Here is an 18,643-nt window from a genome sequence, read left to right as displayed (position 1 = left end):
TTGACCGCTACCTGATATTAATTTGTTATTTTAGAAAATTATAAGATTAAAGATAACCATATGAGCAATGAAGATATTACGTCGTTCGATGTATTGATCGAAATACCAAAAGGTAGTAGAAATAAGTATGAATACGATTTTGCCTTAAAGAAGATAAGATACGATAGGATGATTTTTTCGTCCATGATGTATCCTGCGGACTATGGCTTTGTACCGGAAACCCTGGCCCTGGATGGGGATCCATTGGATGTGCTTGTGTTGGTGACGGAAGCAACATTCCCTGGATGTGTTATGGAAGTTAAGCCTATTGGTGTCTTTCATATGACCGATGAAAAAGGACCGGATGAAAAGGTAATTTGTGTACCGGTATCTGATCCAGTCTGGAACAAAATCAATGATCTAAACGAACTAAATCCGCATTTAATAAAGGAAATAGAACATTTCTTTAAGGTTTATAAGGATTTGGAAAAGAAAAAAGTTGATGTAGGCGGATGGGGCGAGCGACAAGAGGCTATGGAAATTGTAGCAAAATGTATCCAAAGGTTTAAGGATAGCGATGTGCCAAAACAAGATGTAAGTATAAAGTATTAATCCTTAATTTTTTAAAAAGTTAAAAAGCAATATTATGGAAGTAATATTGCTTTTTTTATTCTACCATATTTTACTACTTTTGCCCCTCAAATTATATAACAAATAATCAAACAAATGGAATCAATAATTATTTACTTGCCAATAATTATGGCATTGGTAGGTCTTGCTTTTATGGCGGTAAAAAGGTCTTGGGTATTAAAACAAAATGCTGGGGACGGAAAAATGAAAGAAATTTCAGATTATATCTATGAAGGGGCCTTGGCATTTCTTAAAGCAGAATACAAATTATTGACCATCTTCGTTATAGGGGCCAGTGTTGCATTGGCTGCAATTTCTTTTATAGTACCAACTACCCATATTCTAATTGTAGTAGCTTTTATTTTTGGTGCTTTCTTTTCTGCATTGGCAGGTAATATGGGGATGAAAATAGCTACAAAAACAAATGTTAGGACAACACAGGCGGCACGTACAAGTTTGCCCCAGGCATTAAAAGTGTCTTTCGGTGGTGGAACTGTAATGGGACTTGGAGTTGCAGGTTTGGCCGTTTTGGGTTTAACCACCGCTTTTATACTATTATTCCAATTCTTTATGAACGGTACCTGGACCTCTACAGAGGACATGACTATTGTCCTTGAAACTTTGGCCGGCTTTTCCCTAGGCGCTGAATCCATAGCCTTGTTTGCAAGAGTTGGTGGAGGTATCTATACCAAGGCGGCTGATGTTGGCGCGGATTTGGTTGGCAAGGTTGAGGCAGGTATTCCTGAGGATGACCCGCGTAACCCGGCCACTATTGCCGATAACGTTGGGGACAATGTTGGGGATGTTGCAGGTATGGGTGCGGATTTATTTGGTTCGTACGTAGCTACTGTTTTGGCGGCTATGGTACTTGGTAATTATGTTATTAAAGATATGGGTGGAGCCATACAAGATGCTTTTGGTGGTATTGGACCAATTTTGTTGCCTATGGCCATTGCTGGTTTTGGAATTATTTTTTCCATTATTGGTACAATGTTGGTTAAAATAAAAAATAACGAAGCCAAGGAAAAAGAGGTGCAGGGTGCTCTGAATATCGGAAACTGGGTATCTATAGGTTTAACATTGATTGCCTGCTTTGTGTTGGTAAAATACATGTTGCCGGAAACCATGCAAATGGAGTTTTTTGGTGAAGGTTTAAAAGATATTTCTTCAATAAGGGTATTTTATGCAACCGTTATTGGCTTGGTTGTAGGTGGGGTTATTTCCTCGGTTACTGAATATTATACAGGTTTGGGTACAAAGCCAGTTATGGCAATCGTGCAAAAATCAAGTACTGGTGCAGGAACCAATGTTATTGCCGGTTTGGCAACGGGGATGATTTCTACATTTCCAACGGTTCTAATTTTCGCAGCAGCAATTTGGTCTTCCTATGCCTTTGCAGGTTTTTATGGGGTGGCATTGGCCGCTTCTGCAATGATGGCTACTACCGCCATGCAATTGGCCATTGATGCGTTTGGGCCAATCTCTGATAATGCCGGCGGTATTGCAGAAATGAGTGAGCAAGACCCTATTGTAAGGGAACGTACAGATATATTGGATTCCGTTGGGAACACCACGGCAGCAACAGGAAAAGGATTTGCCATTGCCTCTGCAGCCTTGACTTCGTTAGCATTATTTGCAGCCTATGTTACCTTTACGGGTATCGACGGAATTAACATTTTTAAGGCGCCAGTTCTGGCCATGTTGTTCGTAGGAGGTATGATTCCTGTAGTTTTTTCCGCATTGGCCATGAATTCAGTGGGTAAAGCGGCTATGGATATGGTATACGAAGTGCGTAGACAATTCAAGGAAATTCCAGGAATTATGGAAGGTACTGGGAAACCAGATTATGCAAAATGTGTCGATATTTCAACCAAGGCTGCACTTCGTGAAATGATGTTGCCGGGAATTCTGACCATTGGCTTCCCTATTGCAATTGTACTTTTGGGGAAATTGGTCTATGGTAGCGACAATCAGTTAATTGCCGAAATGCTTGGCGGTTATATGGCAGGGGTTACGGTTTCAGGTGTGCTTTGGGCTATTTTTCAAAATAACGCAGGTGGTGCTTGGGATAACGCCAAGAAATCTTTTGAAGCGGGTGTAGAAATTAATGGAGAAATGACCTATAAGGGATCGGATGCCCACAAAGCAGCGGTAACTGGAGATACGGTTGGTGATCCATTTAAGGATACTTCTGGTCCATCAATGAACATACTTATTAAACTTACCTGTTTAATTGGATTGGTAATTGCCCCTATATTGGGAGGTCACGCTGAGACAGGAGTGGCAGAGCAGGAAGTGCAAATTGAAATGACTGTGAATGCTCCTGAGTTGGCTCAAGCCGTTATTACCTATTCAACAACTGTTAATGGTGAGACAACAAAAGAAGAGAAAACATTTAAAGGAACAGCTGAAGAAGTAAAGGCCCAATTGGAAGCTTTTGAAAATACTACTGTAAAATCAGATAATAATGATAGAAAAGTAGTAATTGAAAAGGTGGAGATTAATAAGTAAGTTGTATAATTTATTTTTTGGTATTATCTTAAAAACCCCGTTTAACGGGGTTTTTACTTTTTTGAGTTGTTAACTTATTAATGTATATGGATTATCACGATTTAACTACTTTGGGCATTGCTTTTGGATTGGGATTGTTGGTAGGTCTGCAGCGTCAAAAAGCCCATAGCGAAATGGCGGGGGTAAGAACTTTTACCCTAATTGCGGTTTTGGGCGTATTGGCCGGATTCATAAGTAGGGATTATCAAAACCCCTTTATTTTGCCAGTTCTTGGCATAGCCATTACCAGCCTTTTGGTAGCCGCCAATTTAATTAAAGTAAAGGCATTTACCAACCCGGACATTGGACAGACTACGGAGGTGGCCGCCTTGATGATGTTTGCTATAGGGGCTTATTTGGTAATGGGCGACAGGGTATTGGGTGTAATTATAGGTACTTCCATGGCAGTTCTTCTTTATGTTAAGGAAAGACTGCATGGATTTATAGATAAACTACAGGAAAAGGATCTTGCTGCCATAATGACCTTTGCTGGAATCTCATTGGTTGTGTTGCCCATTCTTCCGAATAAAACATATGGGCCGTACGAGGTGCTAAATCCACAGAACATATGGTTAATGATAACCCTTATAGTAGGGCTGAGTGTCTTAGGGTATTTTATTTATAAGTTCGTAGGGAAGAAAGTTGGAATTATTTCCAATGGTGTTTTGGGCGGTTTGATCAGCAGTACTGCAACTACGGTAAGTTATGCCCGAAAAACTACAGATACCGTGTCCATAAGCAAAATGGCGGCCTTTGTAATTACAACGGCGTCGGCAATTGCCTTGGCTAGGGTAATGATAGAAGTGAGTGTGGTGGTACCTGAGAAAATTCCGGAAATGCTATTGCCTTTAATAATCGAATTTGTGGTCATGGCACTAATTTGTGTGGGCATGTTTTACAGTATAAATAAGGACTCTTCAAATGATAGGATGCCGGAGCCCGATAACCCTGCCCAGTTTAAAAGTGCTTTGATATTTGGGTTGCTATATGGGGCTATTTTGTTGGCGGTTGCTTTTGCCAAGGAAGAATTGGGCAACGAAGCCTTATATCTAGTGGCGATCATTAGTGGATTAACGGATGTGGATGCCATTACCCTTTCCTTGTCACAACTTGTTAAAACCGAATCATTGAATGCAAATACAGGCTGGAGGCTTATCCTACTGGCCTCAATGTCCAATTTGGCTTTTAAAGGGGTAATGGCAGGGGTGTTGGGAAGTAAACAGTTAGGGAGATGGATTGCAATTTCTTTTGGAATAGCCATTACAGCCGGGATATTTTTAATTTGGCTATGGCCATAGAATTTGTTTGCTATGGGATTATTTAGAAGGCGGGACCCCTTACAGATTATTGTTTTCCAAACCTATGGCTCCAACACGCAATTATACATTAAGGGGCGTGCCCTTGAGGATGAAAATATAGATCTATCAAAAAAGAATTTCATTCACCTTATAATCAATTCTTGGAAACGCTTCGAGACAGATGTTATTGGGAATTGCGCTTTAAAATTGAAGTTGCCCAATGGTGATATTCATGACTTCCATACTGATACGGAAGGCTATTTTTTACTGGCCTTAGGAAAAACCGATCTGCAATCTATGTGTAATGAAGAGGGGTGGTTGGCGTTTGAAGTATCCTATGCCAATAAAATCTTAAAGAGAAGTATTCAACTTGAAAACCGATTTCCTGGTGAAATGTTGATTCCTTCTCCGGAATCAGATTTTGGGGTTATTAGTGATATCGACGATACTATTCTTCAAACCGGTATGGTGTCCTTGTTGAAATGGCGGGTGTTGTATAACACTATCCTAAAAACCCCTGAAAGAAGGATTCCCTTGGTAGGAGCGCCAGAGTTTTATCACCTGCTCCATAGAGGGACTTCAGGAGAAAAATCGAACCCTATTTTTTATGTAAGTAACAGTCCATGGAATTTGTATCTATATCTGGAGTTTTTTTTAAGGAATAATAACTTTCCAAAAGGGCCCATATTATTAAGGAGCCTTAGCGCATTTTTCAAAAGAAGCAAGCTAAAGGGGCCGGACGATCGTCCACATAAAATAAACGAAATTTTAAATATACTTAAAACCTATCCAGCACTTTCCTTTGTGCTTATTGGCGATAGTGGGGAGAAGGATGCTGATATCTATTTGGAAATTGCAGGAATGTTTCCCGATAGAATCAAAGCCATTTATTTACGCAGTGTTAGGCATAGGAGGAAAATGTTGAGGATAAGGGGTTTGTTTAAGGAATATAAGGTTATACCCGTACTTTTGGTTGAGGATAGTGACCAAGCCATAAAACATGCCAAGGCAAATGGATTGATTGTGAAGAAATAGGCCTATTTCTATAAAGTACTTAATTCAATATTATAAGACTATTTAATTTCCAATAAAGTATAAAGCTGTTTAGGCTTAAAACAAGCCATTGATCTCGGCGTCTATTTTATTTATTACCAGTCCTAAATCTTCGGGTTCGTCCACAAAGTTAAGTTTATCCACATCAATAACCAGGAGATTGCCCTTGCCGTAACTCTGGGCCCAGGCCTCATACCGCTCGTTCAATCTACTTAAATAGTCTATAGAAATACTATTCTCATATTCACGTCCACGTTTGTGAATTTGATTCACCAAATTTGGAATGGAACTTCTTAGATAAATCAACAGATCAGGTGGCTGCACCAATGTTTCCATCAATTCAAAAAGACTAGTGTAATTGTTGAAGTCCCTATTCGTCATTAAACCCATTGCATGAAGGTTTGGGGCAAAAATATGTGCATCTTCGTAGATGGTACGATCCTGAATAGTGTCCTTGCCACCTTTTCTAATTTGTAATATTTGTCGATATCTATTATTTAAAAAGTAAATCTGGAGATTAAAGCTCCATCTTTCCATTTGATTGTAAAAGTCGTCCAGATAAGGATTGTCAACCACATCTTCAAATTGAGCCTCCCATTGGTAGTGTTTGGATAGTAATCTTGTTAAGGTGGTTTTGCCAGCCCCAATATTTCCTGCAACGGCGATATGCATAGATTATGTAATTATGGTTAGTGTTGTGCTCCCTTCCAATTAAGTGGTACAATATACAAGATATCGTGTGCATGTTAAAATCTTTGGTAGATTATCCGATAAAAAACTTATAGGAAGGCATAATTATTTTTTTTATCGGTTTTCGGATTAAACCAAAACATATAATTGTAGTCTTATTCTTGATATAAAATGTAAAATAATGAAAAGTTTCTGTTTTTTCTCTTTGATGCTATTTGCGTCCCACGTTGGAATTTATGCCCAAGATTTTCAGGGCGAAGCCACATATTTCAGTAAAACCACCGTGAATATGGATTTTGGCGGAAGGCAAATTCCGGAGGATCGCAAGAAGGAAATTATGCAAAGGATGAAGGAAGCCAATGAGAGGACCTATATTTTAACCTTTGACAAATCCGCATCTATCTATAAGGAAGAAGAAAGATTGGAACAGCCTGGCAACGAAAGAGGTGGTGGGCGATTTGGAATGATGTCGGGAGCTGGTGGCGATTATTACAAAGATGTGAAAGAAGGTAGGTATTTAGTTAAAAATGAACTTTTTGGAAAGATTTTTCTGGTCGATGATCAGTTGCCAAAATTGGAATGGAAACTGGGTGGAGAGTCTAAACAGATTGGAAATTATACTGCCTTTAAGGCCACTGCAACCAAAACGATAAAAAGACCCAATATGCGGGCAATTTTTCGTAGGGGAGGTGAGAATGATGAAAATAAGGAGGAGGAATTTACAGAAAAGGAAATAGAGCTTATAGCTTGGTATACTCCAGATGTTCCTGTGAATCAAGGTCCTGGCGAGTATTGGGGACTTCCGGGCCTTATTTTGGAAGTAAAGGATGATATTACGGTTATACTTTGTACAAAATTAGTGCTTAATCCTACGGAGAGGAAAGAGATAAAGGCTCCGAGCAAAGGCAAGACGGTGACCCAAGAAGAATATGATAAAATTTCCAAGGAAAAGATGGCGGAGATGAGACAGAATTTCCGTCGAGGAGGAGGTAACAGAGGTGGTGGCGGAAGGCCTCAATAAACCCAGGGACATTTTTCATAAACAATCATATTTGTATTTTAATTTATTATAGATGTACAATAAGAATTTTTATTCGGTACTAGCAGCTTTTTTCGCTCTATCGGTAGCTTTTGGCCAAGAAATTACCCTCACGGGAACAGTTAAGGATTCCATTGGAGTGGGAATCGATATGGCTAATGTAATTGCCATAAATACGGAAACCAAGGCGCTGGAATCCTATGGGATTACAAATCATAGTGGACTGTACAAATTAAATTTAAAATCGGGCGCAAATTTTAATGTTCGCGTTAGTTATTTGGGTTTTAAGACGGAGGAATTCTCTTTTACGGCACCTACCAACGATGTTAATAAGGATATTGTTCTTCATGAACAAACCAATCAACTGGATGAAGTTGAGGTAACTTATGAGATGCCTATTTCGGTCAAGGGGGATACCATAGTGTACGACACGGATTCTTTTGTGACCGGTACAGAAAAGAAGCTCAAGGATGTACTGGCCAATTTGCCCGGGGTGGAAATAAATGATGATGGGCAAATAGAGGTGGAAGGTAAAAGAGTTACCAAGGTAATGGTAGAGGGCAAAGATTTTTTTGACGGGGATTCCAAGTTGGCCGCAGAGAATATTCCGGCCAATGCCTTGGATAAAATAGAGGTGTTGAGAAATTTTAATGAAGTAACCCAAATGAAGGGCCTTACCAATGATACGGACAATGTGGCCCTAAATATTAAACTCAAGGAAGGAAAAAAGAGATTCTGGTTTGGTGAAATAACGGCAGGCTATGGTACCAACGATAGTTATTTGGCCCATCCAAAACTGTTTTATTACAGTCCTGATTATAGTATTAACATTATTACAGATCTTAATAATATAGGGGAAGCCCCCTTTAATAGAAGGGATTATCAGAATTTTACCGGTGGATTTAGAAACTTGGGCAGCTCAAGTGGAAGTTCAATAGATATTGGTGGAGATGGATTGGGACTGTCCAGTCTACAAAACAATAGGGCCAAGAATATAAATACCAAGTTTGCCGCTGTCAACTTTAGTTACTCTCCCAAAGAAAATTGGGATTTAAGTGGATTTGGTATTTATTCCTATACGGGGACCTTGATGGAAAACCAAACTAGGAGAGTATACATTTCCTCCAACGAGACGGAAGATGCTACTACGGCTACAGATCAAACCGCCCACTTGGGTTTGGCCAAATTTAGTTCCGTTTATAAACCCAATGACAGAGTGCAATTTGATTATGATGTACTTTTAAAGAAGTCGGACGATTATGAAGTGGAAAATGTGCTTTCCATTTCCAATATTACAGATGAAATTACCGAAACTAAGAAGCAAAAGCCTATTTCGGTCAGTCAAAATGCCAATATTTATTATACCTCCTTAAATGCAAAAAACATCATTGCCTTTGAAGCCCAACATATATATCAGGATGAAGATCCCTTTTATAATGCTATAAGGGATAATTTTGCATTTACGGATCTATTTCCAGTGGATGAGGGTCAGAATGTTTATGACCTAAACCAGGGCAAAAATACAATTACCAACAAGGTGGACGCCAAGGTAGACTACTATTGGGTTACTGGTATGAAAAGTAATTTAAACTTTACCCTGGGGACCACACAGAGTCGTCAAAGTTTCGATTCAAATATTTTTCAAATTTTGGATGGGGGATCATCATTGAATTTTACGGATGCCGAATTTAACAATGATGTCACCTATACTATTTCGGATTTGTATTTGGGTTTTCATTACAAGGTAATTGCAGGAATCTTTACTTTTAATCCAGGGGCTACATTGCATCAATACGGAGCTAAAAACACCCAGCTGGGAACTATAGTAAAGGAAAATCTAACGGCCTTGCTGCCCGATCTATATATTAACGCACAACTGAAAAAGTCAGAAAACATTCGATTTAATTATAAGGTTTCAAGATCTTTTACGGATATTAATAATTTCGCCGAAGCATATGTTCTCAATAACTATAATTCAGTTTATTCTGGAAATAGGGAGTTGGAAAGTGCCTTAAACCATAATTTATCCTTGAATTTCTTTAGTTTCAATATGTTTAATTTTACCAATATTTTCGGTAATGTTACTTATACGAAGCGGATAGATGCCCTTAAAAGTTCCTCGGAAATTATTGGAATAAATAGGATTGGCACTACTATCAACTCTAACTTGGAGGACGAATCCTTAAGTGCCAATGGTAGGTACCAACGGACTTTTGGTAAAATAAAGGCTTCAGTGGGGGCAAATGTTTCATGGTCTACCACTAATAATATTGTGGACCTGGAGCCAAGAAAATCGGAATCCTTTACTCAAAATTATACGTCTTCCTTAGCAACCAATTTTAGAAATGCCCCTAACTTGGAGTTGGGTTATAGGTATTCTGTAAATAATTATGACAACGGGGGACGTGCTACAACTTATTATACCAGCAGCCCTTTCGCCAAGTTTGATGCCTCCTTTCTAAAAAGCTTCATATTTACCTTGGATTATGATTACTATAATTACAGGGACAAGGAAAATACCATTGATAACACCTATAGCTTTTTGGAAGGCAATCTTTCCTATCAGAAAAAGGATAGTCCATGGGAATTTGGAATTAAGGGCACCAACCTTCTGGATACTTCAACGCTGAATAGGGATAGCACCAATGAATTGTATTTCACCACCTCTTCTTATTTTATCCAACCACGGTATGTCTTGTTTACGGTTAAGTATGATTTATAAGTTGAATCTACCTGTATTTTAAAATAGTTGTTAAACATTTTTAGATACGTCAAGAATTCTTGTACTTTTGTACCCTAAAATATCGAGGAAGGATTTGACTGATTGCAACCTCAATTGCTGAAATAGGTTCGGCATAACAAAATGCTAAAGCAGTTTATGTTGTTTATGTTCCTAGGGAACTTTAACATCCACTCTTCTTTAGTATGCTTCGTCAAATTCTTATTAATTTTTTATTTAGAAAGGATTTATGGCATATTTATTTACTTCGGAATCGGTTAGTGAAGGGCATCCAGATAAGATTGCGGATCAAATTAGTGATGCGTTATTGGATAATTTTTTAGCATTTGACTCGGAAAGTAAGGTGGCTTGTGAAACTTTGGTGACCACTGGCCAAGTGGTTTTGGCCGGGGAGGTCAAGAGCCATACCTATCTTGATGTTCAGCAAATAGCTCGCGATGTCATCAACAAGATCGGTTATACCAATGGAGATTATAAGTTTAGTGGAGATTCCTGCGGTGTAATTTCATTGATCCATGAGCAGTCCAAAGAGATCAATCAAGGGGTAGACCGTGGTTCAAAGGAAGAACAAGGTGCTGGTGATCAGGGCATGATGTTCGGCTATGCAACCAAGGAAACGGATAATTACATGCCGTTGGCCCTGGATATTTCCCATAAGATATTGCAAGTTTTGGCAGATTTAAGAAGAGTTGGCGATGCCATAACCTATCTTAGACCGGACGCCAAGGCGCAGGTAACCATAGAATATTCCGATGATAATGTGCCGCAACGTATAGACACCATAGTCGTCTCTACCCAACATGATGAGTTTGATAAGGACGATGAATTAATGTTGGCAAAAATTAAAAGGGATATAATCTCTATTCTAATCCCAAGGGTAAAGGAACAATTGCCAGGGAATATACAAAAGCTATTCAACGATACTATAAAATATCATATTAACCCAACAGGGAAATTTGTAATTGGTGGTCCTCATGGCGATACAGGTTTAACCGGAAGGAAGATCATCGTTGATACCTATGGAGGTAAAGGAGCCCATGGCGGTGGTGCCTTTAGTGGAAAGGATCCCAGTAAGGTAGATCGCAGTGCTGCTTATGCGGCAAGGCATGCCGCTAAAAATCTAGTAGCTGCCGGTGTTGCAGATGAAATGTTGGTGCAGGTAAGTTACGCCATTGGTGTTGTGGAGCCAACCTCAATATTTGTGGATACCTATGGGTCATCTAAAGTTGGATTGAGTGACGGTGAAATTGCAAAAAAAGTTGCGCAATTGTTTGATATGCGTCCATTTGCCATTGAGGAACGTTTGAAACTTAGAAATCCAATTTATTTGGAAACTGCAGCATACGGACATATGGGCAAGGAACCAATAACTAAGGTTAAGGTTTTCGAATCGCCTTACAATGGACGTGTAGAAAAAGAAGTGGAATTGTTTACTTGGGAGAAATTGGATGCCGTTGATTTGGTGAAACAAGCTTTCGATTTATAATTTTTTTGAAAAGATTAGGGAAAAAGAATTTTCCATACCTATATTTGCATACCTAAAGTTCAAACACTTATTGAATTGTTATCAAGAAAGGTGGAGGGAATAGACCCTTTGAAGCCTTAGCAACCCTTTGATCATTTGTTAAAGAAGGTGCTAAATTCTACCTAAATACTGCTCCAAAGAAAAGTGACTTTTTTTTGCAGTATCCATGGCAGATAACGCTAACGGTTACTTCTGTAATTGATTTTCTTTTTAACTTTTTGATTTTATAATATTGCATTGTCCGCATTATTTGTTTTGGCTTTTTATTTTATCTATTTTAATAATATAAAAAAAACAAGAAATCATGAGTACTCAAAAATTTTCAACAAATGCTTTGCATGCAGGACATGACACAAAATCAACGGCTGGTACTAGGGCTGTCCCTATTTATCAGAATACAGCCTATGTGTTTAATAATTCTGACCATGCTGCCAATCTTTTTAATCTATCGGAACCTGGATTTATTTATACCAGACTTAACAACCCAACCAATGATATACTAGAGCAGCGTTTGGCAGCTTTGGAGGGAGGACTTGCGAGCGTGGTTACAGCTTCGGGTACAGCCGCTATTTCTACAGCCTTATTGGTTTTGTTGAAAACAGGGGATCACATTGTAGCTTCCAGTAGTCTTTATGGGGGAACCTATAATTTATTGGCTGTGACATTGCCTAGATTGGGTATTACGACCACTTTTGTTGAGCCAGGGGACGAAGATAACTTTACCAATGCCATTCAGGAAAACACAAGAGCCATTTTCGTGGAATCTTTGGGGAATCCAAAATTGGATGTACTTGACCTAAAGGCCATATCTGGAGTAGCGAAAAAGGCAAAAATTCCTTTCATTGTGGATAATACGGTGGCTACAAGTGCCTTGGTAAAACCAATTGAGCACGGTGCGAATATTGTAATCCATTCGCTGACAAAATATATAAACGGAAATGGTACTTCCATGGGAGGTGTTATTATAGATGCCGGCACATTTGATTGGAGCAGTGGAAAATTTCCGGAATTTACAGAGCCATCCGCAGGATATCATGGATTGGTTTATCACGATGCCTTGGGAGCTGCAGCCTTTATTGCAAAGGTTAGAATAGAAGGTTTAAGGGATCTTGGTGCAGCCTTGAGTCCGTTTAATGCCTTTCAGATTATTCAAGGTTTGGAAACTTTGGAACTTCGTATCAAGAAACATAGTGAAAATGCTTTGGAATTGGCAAAATGGTTACAGGGTAGAAAGGAAGTGACTTGGGTAAACTACCCTGGTCTATCAACAAGTCCTTATTATACCTTGGCAAAAAAATACCTTCCAAACGGACAAAGTGGTATTGTAACCTTTGGTGTTAAAGGAGGATTTGAGTCTGCTAAAAAAGTTGTTGACGAAACCAAGTTGTTTTCTTTATTGGCCAACATAGGGGATACCAAATCCTTAATTATCCACCCTGCAAGTACCACTCACCAACAATTGGATGACAATGCCCAACAAACGACAGGAGTTACTAAGGATTTGATACGTCTTTGTGTAGGTTTGGAGGATATTGAAGATATTAAGGCCGATTTGGTGCAGGCATTTGCAGCGATCGATAAATCCGTTTTGGCGTAATATCGCGATAGTTTTCTTTAAATAAATTGACAAAATGATGTGGGAGTGCAGAAATTAATATCTAAAATGCCCAGGCATTCCCATATTGTTTTAAAATCAATGACCGTGTTCTTTCAGGAATAATTACAAGTATAAACAACTTATGTTACATCATCTTTCAATAAATAAATACGTTACCTATAGTGGCAAAACCTTGGATATTAATTTGTCTTATGAAGTTTTTGGTCTTCCCCTGCATTCTGCTCCAATTATTCTGGTGAACCATGCTCTTACAGGTAATTCCGATGTGGCTGGTGAGCATGGCTGGTGGACGACATTGATCGGGGTTGGTAAATGTATAGATACTAAGAAATACACCATTCTTTCTTTTAATATCCCTGGAAATGGATACGATGGATTTGTTATAGAAAATTACAAGGATTTTGTAGCCAAGGACATTGCCAAAATTTTTCTTTTAGGATTGGAGGCCTTAAATATAAGTAAGGTTCATGCCCTTATCGGCGGTTCCTTGGGAGGAGGTATTGCATGGGAAATGGCAGCCTTGAATCCCAACTTAACAGAACATCTTATACCAGTTGCAAGCGATTGGAAATCTACGGACTGGCTTATTGCCAACTGTCAGATACAGGAACAGTTCTTGGTGAATTCCAAGCAACCTGTACATGATGCACGTATGCATGCCATGCTCTGTTACAGGACACCTGAATCTTTTAAAGAGCGCTTCAAAAGAAGTACCAATGAGGAATTGAAAGTTTTCAACGTGGAAAGTTGGCTAACGCACCATGGAAAGAAGTTACAGGAGCGTTTTCAATTGTCTGCCTATAAGTTAATGAATCAATTGTTAAAGACCATTGATATTAACAGGGAAGGGGAAGAAGCATTTATTAATCTTCAAAATAGTGATACCAATATCCATATCATTGGGGTAGATTCCGATCTTTTTTTTACGGCCCAGGAAAATAAGGATACCTTTAAAAAATTGGCCCAGGCCAACAGTAATGTAACCTATGGCGAAATTCATTCCCTTCACGGACACGATGCCTTTTTGATCGAATTCAATCAGATGGAGGAGCTGTTAAAAGGAGTTTTTGACCGTAACGGCAGATCCAAAAAGGTGAAGGTCTTAAAATTCGGCGGTAAGTCCTTGGCTAATGGCGAAGGACTTGATACGGTGCTGAGGATTGTTACCGATAAGGTGGAAAAGGGTGAAAATATTGCTGTAGTGGTCTCCGCTAGGAATAAAGCAACCGATGAATTGGAAGCCATTTTGGATAAGGCGGCCAAGGGGTTGGATTATGTAAAGGATTTTGAGGAATTTGAAAAATATCAGAAGCACTCTTATGACAATGTTAATCTATCTGAGGAATTTAGGGGATTGGTGAAATTGTTCGAAGGGGTAGCGATGTTAGGGGATTATAGCCCTAAGATAAAGGACCAGGTTTTGGCATATGGAGAACTGCTCTCGGCAAAATTGGTAACCAAATTACTCATTGGGAGAGGAGTCAATGCCAAATTTATGGATTCCAGACAGCTCATTAAAACGGATTCCAACTTTGGCGATGCAAAAGTTTTGGAGACTTTGTCCAAGGAAAATGTGAAAAGCGAATTCGGTAAATTGGATTTGGATGCCGTAGCGGTTACCACTGGCTTTATTGCTTCCAATGAACTTAATGAAACAACCACCCTGGGCAGAAATGGGAGCAACTACTCGGCCGCCTTATTGGCAAATTACCTCAATGCCGAAGAATTGCAGAACTACACTCACGTGGACGGTATTTTTACGGCCAATCCTGATTTGGTGACCGAGGCAAAAAGAATCTCGGAACTCTCCTATAGTGAAGCCAATGAGCTGGCGAATTTCGGGACCAATATCCTGCATGCCAAGACAATTATACCATTAATAGAAAAGAATATTCCACTTCGTATCCTAAATACTTTCAACAACGACAATGAAGGGACATTAATAAGTGCCAAAACCAGTAAGGAAGGTATAAAATCCTTGTCGGTAATAGAGAATATGGCGTTGATCAATTTGGAAGGTCGTGGTTTACTGGGCAAGGTTGGGGTAGATGCCCGAATTTTTAGGACAATGGGCAATAATAATATTAGTGTAAGTATTATATCCCAGGGATCGTCTGAAAGAGGGATCGGTTTAGTGGTCGACGCAAAGAATGCCAACTTGGCCAAATCCTCGTTGGAAGAGGAATTTCAAACCGATTTCAAACTACAGGATATCAATAATATTACGGTGGTGGACCAAGTGTCCGTTATATCCATAGTAGGCCAGGATCTGAGCACATTCCATAAGCCCTTCAATGCCCTTATAAAGAATCAGGTTGTCCCATTGTTGTTCAACAATACTATTTCAGGAAAGAATGTGAGTTTGGTCGTTAAAAAATCAGATCTTCACAAGGCTCTTAACGTGGTGCACGGACAGATTTTCGGGATAAGCAAAAAAGTAAATTTGGCCATTTTTGGACATGGAAATGTGGGTGGAACCCTCATTGATCAAATTCTTAAGTCCAACAAGACTATCGAAAAGAGAAAAGGGATTAACATCAATGTTTTTGCAGTTGCCAATTCAAAAAAGGTATTACTGAATAAAAATGGTATTTCCAAAAATTGGAAGGCATCGATGGATACCAAGGCAGTTCCTTATAAATTAAGCGATATTTTCAAGTTTGCCAAAGACAATCATTTGGAGAACCTTATTGCTGTAGACAACACGGCCAACGAGGACTTTGTAGCTTCTTATTTTGATTTTGTGGATAACGGTTTTGATTTGGTTTCGTCCAATAAAATTGCCAATACCCTGCGTTTCGATTATTATCAATTGCTCAGGGAGGAGCTTGCCAGGCATCAAAAGCAATATTTGTACGAGACCAATGTGGGCGCTGGCTTACCCTTGATAGATACTATAAAATTATTGCATCTTTCCGGTGAGAATATCACAAGAATAAAAGGGGTATTCTCGGGGTCCTTGAGTTATATATTCAACACTTTTTCAGAAAAGGATGCCTTATTCTCTGTAATATTAAAAGAAGCAATGGAACTGGGATATACCGAACCAGATCCGCGTGAGGATCTTTCCGGTAATGATGTGGGCAGGAAATTATTGATTTTGGCCAGGGAACTGGATCTTAGCAATGAGTTTTCGGATATACAAATTGAAAATTTAATTCCGGAGTCGCTTCAGGACGGTGATGTAAAAGGCTTTTTGAAACAATTGGATATTTTGGATGAAAAATTCAGCAAGATAAAGGAAGTTCAAAAACCGGGTCACGTATTGCGCTATGTGGGCGACCTATCGGGAGACCTGCAAAAGGAAAAGGGGAAACTGGAAGTGAAATTGATCTCAGTTCCCAAAGAGAGTGCTCTTGGACAAATAAAAGGGTCCGACTCCATCATTGAAATATATACGGAATCCTATGGGGAACATCCACTGGTAATACAAGGCGCAGGTGCAGGCGCCGCAGTAACGGCCAGAGGTGTTTTCGGAGATATATTACGAATTGCTGAAAAGGGCTAGGTTTTTGTGGCTTCGACTCCGCTCAGCCACCGGGGATATTCGGAGATTGAGCGTAGTCGAAATCGGTCATAATGGAGAAGGAAAGTATTTGGATGTGGCTTCGACTCCGCTCAGCCACCGGGGATAGTCGGAGATTGAACGTAGTCGAAATAGAAATAATAGGTATTTCGGATATAACGGTTTTAATTTTTGTAGGGTGAAAGGTTTCCTTTACATATTGGAATGCTCGGACGGAAGTTATTATTGTGGTAGTACGGTGGATTTGGACAAGAGGTTAAAGGAGCACAACGATGGTAAGGGGGCCAACCATACAAAAAAGAGACTTCCGGTTAAGTTGATGTACGTAGAGGAGTATGATAGGATTGATAAGGCATTTTATCGTGAAAAGCAAATCCAGGGTTGGAGTCGTAATAAAAAGGAGGTATTGATAAATGGGGATTTAGCCAAATTAAATGGCCTTGCTGAATGTAAAAATGAAACCCACTTTAAACATTATATTGAGGAGAAGTTTAAACCATAATCGATTGGTGGCTTCGGCTCCGCTCAGCCACCGGGGATATTCGGAGATTGAGCGTAGTCGAAATCGGTCATAATGGAGAAGGAAAGTATTTGGATGTGGCTTCGGCACCGCTCAGCCACCGGGGATAGTCGAAATCGGATTATGTTTTGGGTCTTCCCTAGCAATATATCCTTCAAAATGAAGTGAGAAAAATAGTAGCAAAAAAGTGAAATTATAGCTTATCCTTTGCAATGGATACTTAAAGAATTAGATAGATTAGAAATAATGAAGAAGAATTTTAAATTTGAAACGGAAGCGATACGTACTCAGACAGAGCGTACCCAATTTCTAGAGCATTCAACTCCCCTGTATTTAACCTCTAGTTTTATCTTCGAGGATGCGGAGGATATGCGCGCTTCCTTTGCTGAAGAAAAAGACCGTAATATCTACTCTAGGTATAGCAATCCCAATTCCTCCGAGTTTATTGATAAGGTCTGTAAGATGGAAGGTGCCGAGGATGGTTTTGCCTTTGCATCTGGAATGGCGGCTGTTTTTTCCACTTTTGCGGCCTTATTGGAAAGTGGAGATCACATTATTTCCGCTAGAAGTATTTTTGGGTCTACCCATAGTTTGTTTACTCAGTATTTCCCTAAATGGAATGTTTCTACGAGCTATTTTAAAATAGACGAGTTGGATAAGCTTGAAGAATTATTGACGCCAAATACCAAAATTATCTATGCGGAAAGTCCCACCAATCCGGGAGTGGATGTATTGGACTTGGAAGAATTGGGCAAATTTGCCAAGAAGCATAACTTAATATATATCATTGACAATTGTTTTGCTTCGCCCTATTTGCAGCAACCTATTAAGTTCGGGGCCGATTTGGTAATCCATTCCGGAACCAAATTAATGGACGGTCAAGGAAGGGTGTTGGCAGGGATTACGGTTGGAAGCAAAGCACTAATAGATAAGGTGTATCGCTTTTCCAGGATTACGGGTCCGTCCCTATCACCATTTAATGCATGGGTACTATCCAAAAGTTTGGAAACCTTGGCCTTACGAGTAGATAAACATTGCGACAATGCCCTAAAATTGGCGGAATATTTGGAAGGGCATCCAAAGGTCAATTGGGTGAAATACCCATTTTTAAAATCACATCCTAAATACGAGGTAGCAAAGAAACAAATGAAGGCAGGTGGTTGTGTTGTGGCCTTTGAAGTAAAGGGAGGGGTAGCCGCTGGACAAAAATTCTTTAACGCCATTAAAATGCTGTCACTGTCCGCCAATCTAGGGGATTCCAGAAGTATAGTTACACATCCAGCGTCGACCACACATAGTAAATTGTCCATTGAGGAAAGAATGGCATCCGGCATTACAGATGGTACGGTCAGGGTATCGGTTGGTTTGGAGCATATAGATGATATTATTGCGGATATTGCCCAAGCATTGGCTTAGCCTGTATTGTGAAGGTTTTCTAATGGGCCAAACTGTTTTTGTAAAATAAGGTTAGGTCC

The 18,643-nt window shown here is 39.5% G+C and carries 12 protein-coding genes and 1 riboswitch; of the genes, 11 read left to right on the top strand and 1 reads right to left on the bottom strand.

The features are described 5' to 3' along the window. Positions 1-60: 60 nt before the first annotated feature. The 4 genes from CWD91_RS09565 (at position 61) to CWD91_RS09550 (ending at position 5,492) form a co-directional block, all read left to right on the top strand. On the top strand, positions 61-591 hold the full coding sequence (locus CWD91_RS09565; RefSeq protein ID WP_103440759.1) for an inorganic diphosphatase: 531 nt from the start codon (positions 61-63) through the stop codon (positions 589-591). A 114-nt stretch (positions 592-705) separates the two neighbouring features. Further along, complete coding sequence (locus CWD91_RS09560; protein WP_103440758.1) at positions 706-3,120, top strand: sodium-translocating pyrophosphatase; 2,415 nt, start codon at positions 706-708, stop codon at positions 3,118-3,120. Between the two features lie 86 nt (positions 3,121-3,206). Then, the gene (locus CWD91_RS09555; protein ID WP_103440964.1) at positions 3,207-4,457 is read left to right on the top strand and encodes an MgtC/SapB family protein; all 1,251 of its coding nucleotides are present in this window, start codon (positions 3,207-3,209) and stop codon (positions 4,455-4,457) included. A 12-nt stretch (positions 4,458-4,469) separates the two neighbouring features. After that, positions 4,470-5,492 (top strand): App1 family protein, encoded by a 1,023-nt coding sequence (locus tag CWD91_RS09550; RefSeq protein WP_103440757.1) that lies wholly within the window; start codon positions 4,470-4,472, stop codon positions 5,490-5,492. 75 nt (positions 5,493-5,567) lie between these two features. Here CWD91_RS09550 and CWD91_RS09545 read toward each other — a convergent pair whose 3' ends face one another. Further along, positions 5,568-6,182, bottom strand: a complete 615-nt coding sequence (locus tag CWD91_RS09545) for a deoxynucleoside kinase (RefSeq protein WP_103440756.1) — start codon at positions 6,180-6,182, stop codon at positions 5,568-5,570. Positions 6,183-6,381: 199 nt separating this feature from the next. Between CWD91_RS09545 and CWD91_RS09540 the strand changes: the two genes are divergently transcribed. From CWD91_RS09540 to CWD91_RS09510, 7 genes are all read left to right on the top strand, one after another. Beyond that, on the top strand, positions 6,382-7,221 hold the full coding sequence (locus tag CWD91_RS09540) for a GLPGLI family protein (protein WP_103440755.1): 840 nt from the start codon (positions 6,382-6,384) through the stop codon (positions 7,219-7,221). A 52-nt stretch (positions 7,222-7,273) separates the two neighbouring features. Then, the gene (locus tag CWD91_RS09535; protein ID WP_103440754.1) at positions 7,274-9,961 is read left to right on the top strand and encodes a carboxypeptidase-like regulatory domain-containing protein; all 2,688 of its coding nucleotides are present in this window, start codon (positions 7,274-7,276) and stop codon (positions 9,959-9,961) included. A gap of 247 nt (positions 9,962-10,208) precedes the next feature. Beyond that, the gene (metK, locus tag CWD91_RS09530) at positions 10,209-11,465 is read left to right on the top strand and encodes a methionine adenosyltransferase (protein ID WP_103440753.1); all 1,257 of its coding nucleotides are present in this window, start codon (positions 10,209-10,211) and stop codon (positions 11,463-11,465) included. 75 nt (positions 11,466-11,540) lie between these two features. Continuing rightward, a riboswitch (SAM riboswitch) is annotated at positions 11,541-11,655 on the top strand. A gap of 153 nt (positions 11,656-11,808) precedes the next feature. Next, positions 11,809-13,101: an O-acetylhomoserine aminocarboxypropyltransferase/cysteine synthase family protein gene (locus CWD91_RS09525; protein ID WP_103440752.1), complete on the top strand. Its 1,293-nt coding sequence runs from the start codon at positions 11,809-11,811 to the stop codon at positions 13,099-13,101. A 142-nt stretch (positions 13,102-13,243) separates the two neighbouring features. Continuing rightward, positions 13,244-16,630: a bifunctional aspartate kinase/homoserine dehydrogenase I gene (thrA, locus tag CWD91_RS09520; protein WP_103440751.1), complete on the top strand. Its 3,387-nt coding sequence runs from the start codon at positions 13,244-13,246 to the stop codon at positions 16,628-16,630. Between the two features lie 196 nt (positions 16,631-16,826). Then, positions 16,827-17,150 (top strand): GIY-YIG nuclease family protein, encoded by a 324-nt coding sequence (locus CWD91_RS09515; protein WP_103440750.1) that lies wholly within the window; start codon positions 16,827-16,829, stop codon positions 17,148-17,150. Positions 17,151-17,414: 264 nt separating this feature from the next. Then, positions 17,415-18,584, top strand: a complete 1,170-nt coding sequence (locus CWD91_RS09510; protein ID WP_103440749.1) for a trans-sulfuration enzyme family protein — start codon at positions 17,415-17,417, stop codon at positions 18,582-18,584. Positions 18,585-18,643: the final 59 nt, after the last annotated feature.

The sequence above is a fragment of the Arenibacter hampyeongensis genome, from assembly GCF_002909255.1.
Taxonomy (GTDB): domain Bacteria; phylum Bacteroidota; class Bacteroidia; order Flavobacteriales; family Flavobacteriaceae; genus Arenibacter; species Arenibacter hampyeongensis.
The sequence above is the reverse complement of the archived record's forward strand: the minus strand, read 5'-3'. Positions and strand labels throughout refer to the sequence as shown.

Coding starts and splice junctions, on each gene's coding strand:
- CWD91_RS09565 (WP_103440759.1), top strand. CDS start 61: ATGAGCAATGAAGATATTACGTCGTTCGATGTATTGATCGAAATACCA.
- CWD91_RS09560 (WP_103440758.1), top strand. CDS start 706: ATGGAATCAATAATTATTTACTTGCCAATAATTATGGCATTGGTAGGT.
- CWD91_RS09555 (WP_103440964.1), top strand. CDS start 3,207: ATGGATTATCACGATTTAACTACTTTGGGCATTGCTTTTGGATTGGGA.
- CWD91_RS09550 (WP_103440757.1), top strand. CDS start 4,470: ATGGGATTATTTAGAAGGCGGGACCCCTTACAGATTATTGTTTTCCAA.
- CWD91_RS09545 (WP_103440756.1), bottom strand. CDS start 6,182: ATGCATATCGCCGTTGCAGGAAATATTGGGGCTGGCAAAACCACCTTA.
- CWD91_RS09540 (WP_103440755.1), top strand. CDS start 6,382: ATGAAAAGTTTCTGTTTTTTCTCTTTGATGCTATTTGCGTCCCACGTT.
- CWD91_RS09535 (WP_103440754.1), top strand. CDS start 7,274: ATGTACAATAAGAATTTTTATTCGGTACTAGCAGCTTTTTTCGCTCTA.
- metK (WP_103440753.1), top strand. CDS start 10,209: ATGGCATATTTATTTACTTCGGAATCGGTTAGTGAAGGGCATCCAGAT.
- CWD91_RS09525 (WP_103440752.1), top strand. CDS start 11,809: ATGAGTACTCAAAAATTTTCAACAAATGCTTTGCATGCAGGACATGAC.
- thrA (WP_103440751.1), top strand. CDS start 13,244: ATGTTACATCATCTTTCAATAAATAAATACGTTACCTATAGTGGCAAA.
- CWD91_RS09510 (WP_103440749.1), top strand. CDS start 17,415: ATGAAGAAGAATTTTAAATTTGAAACGGAAGCGATACGTACTCAGACA.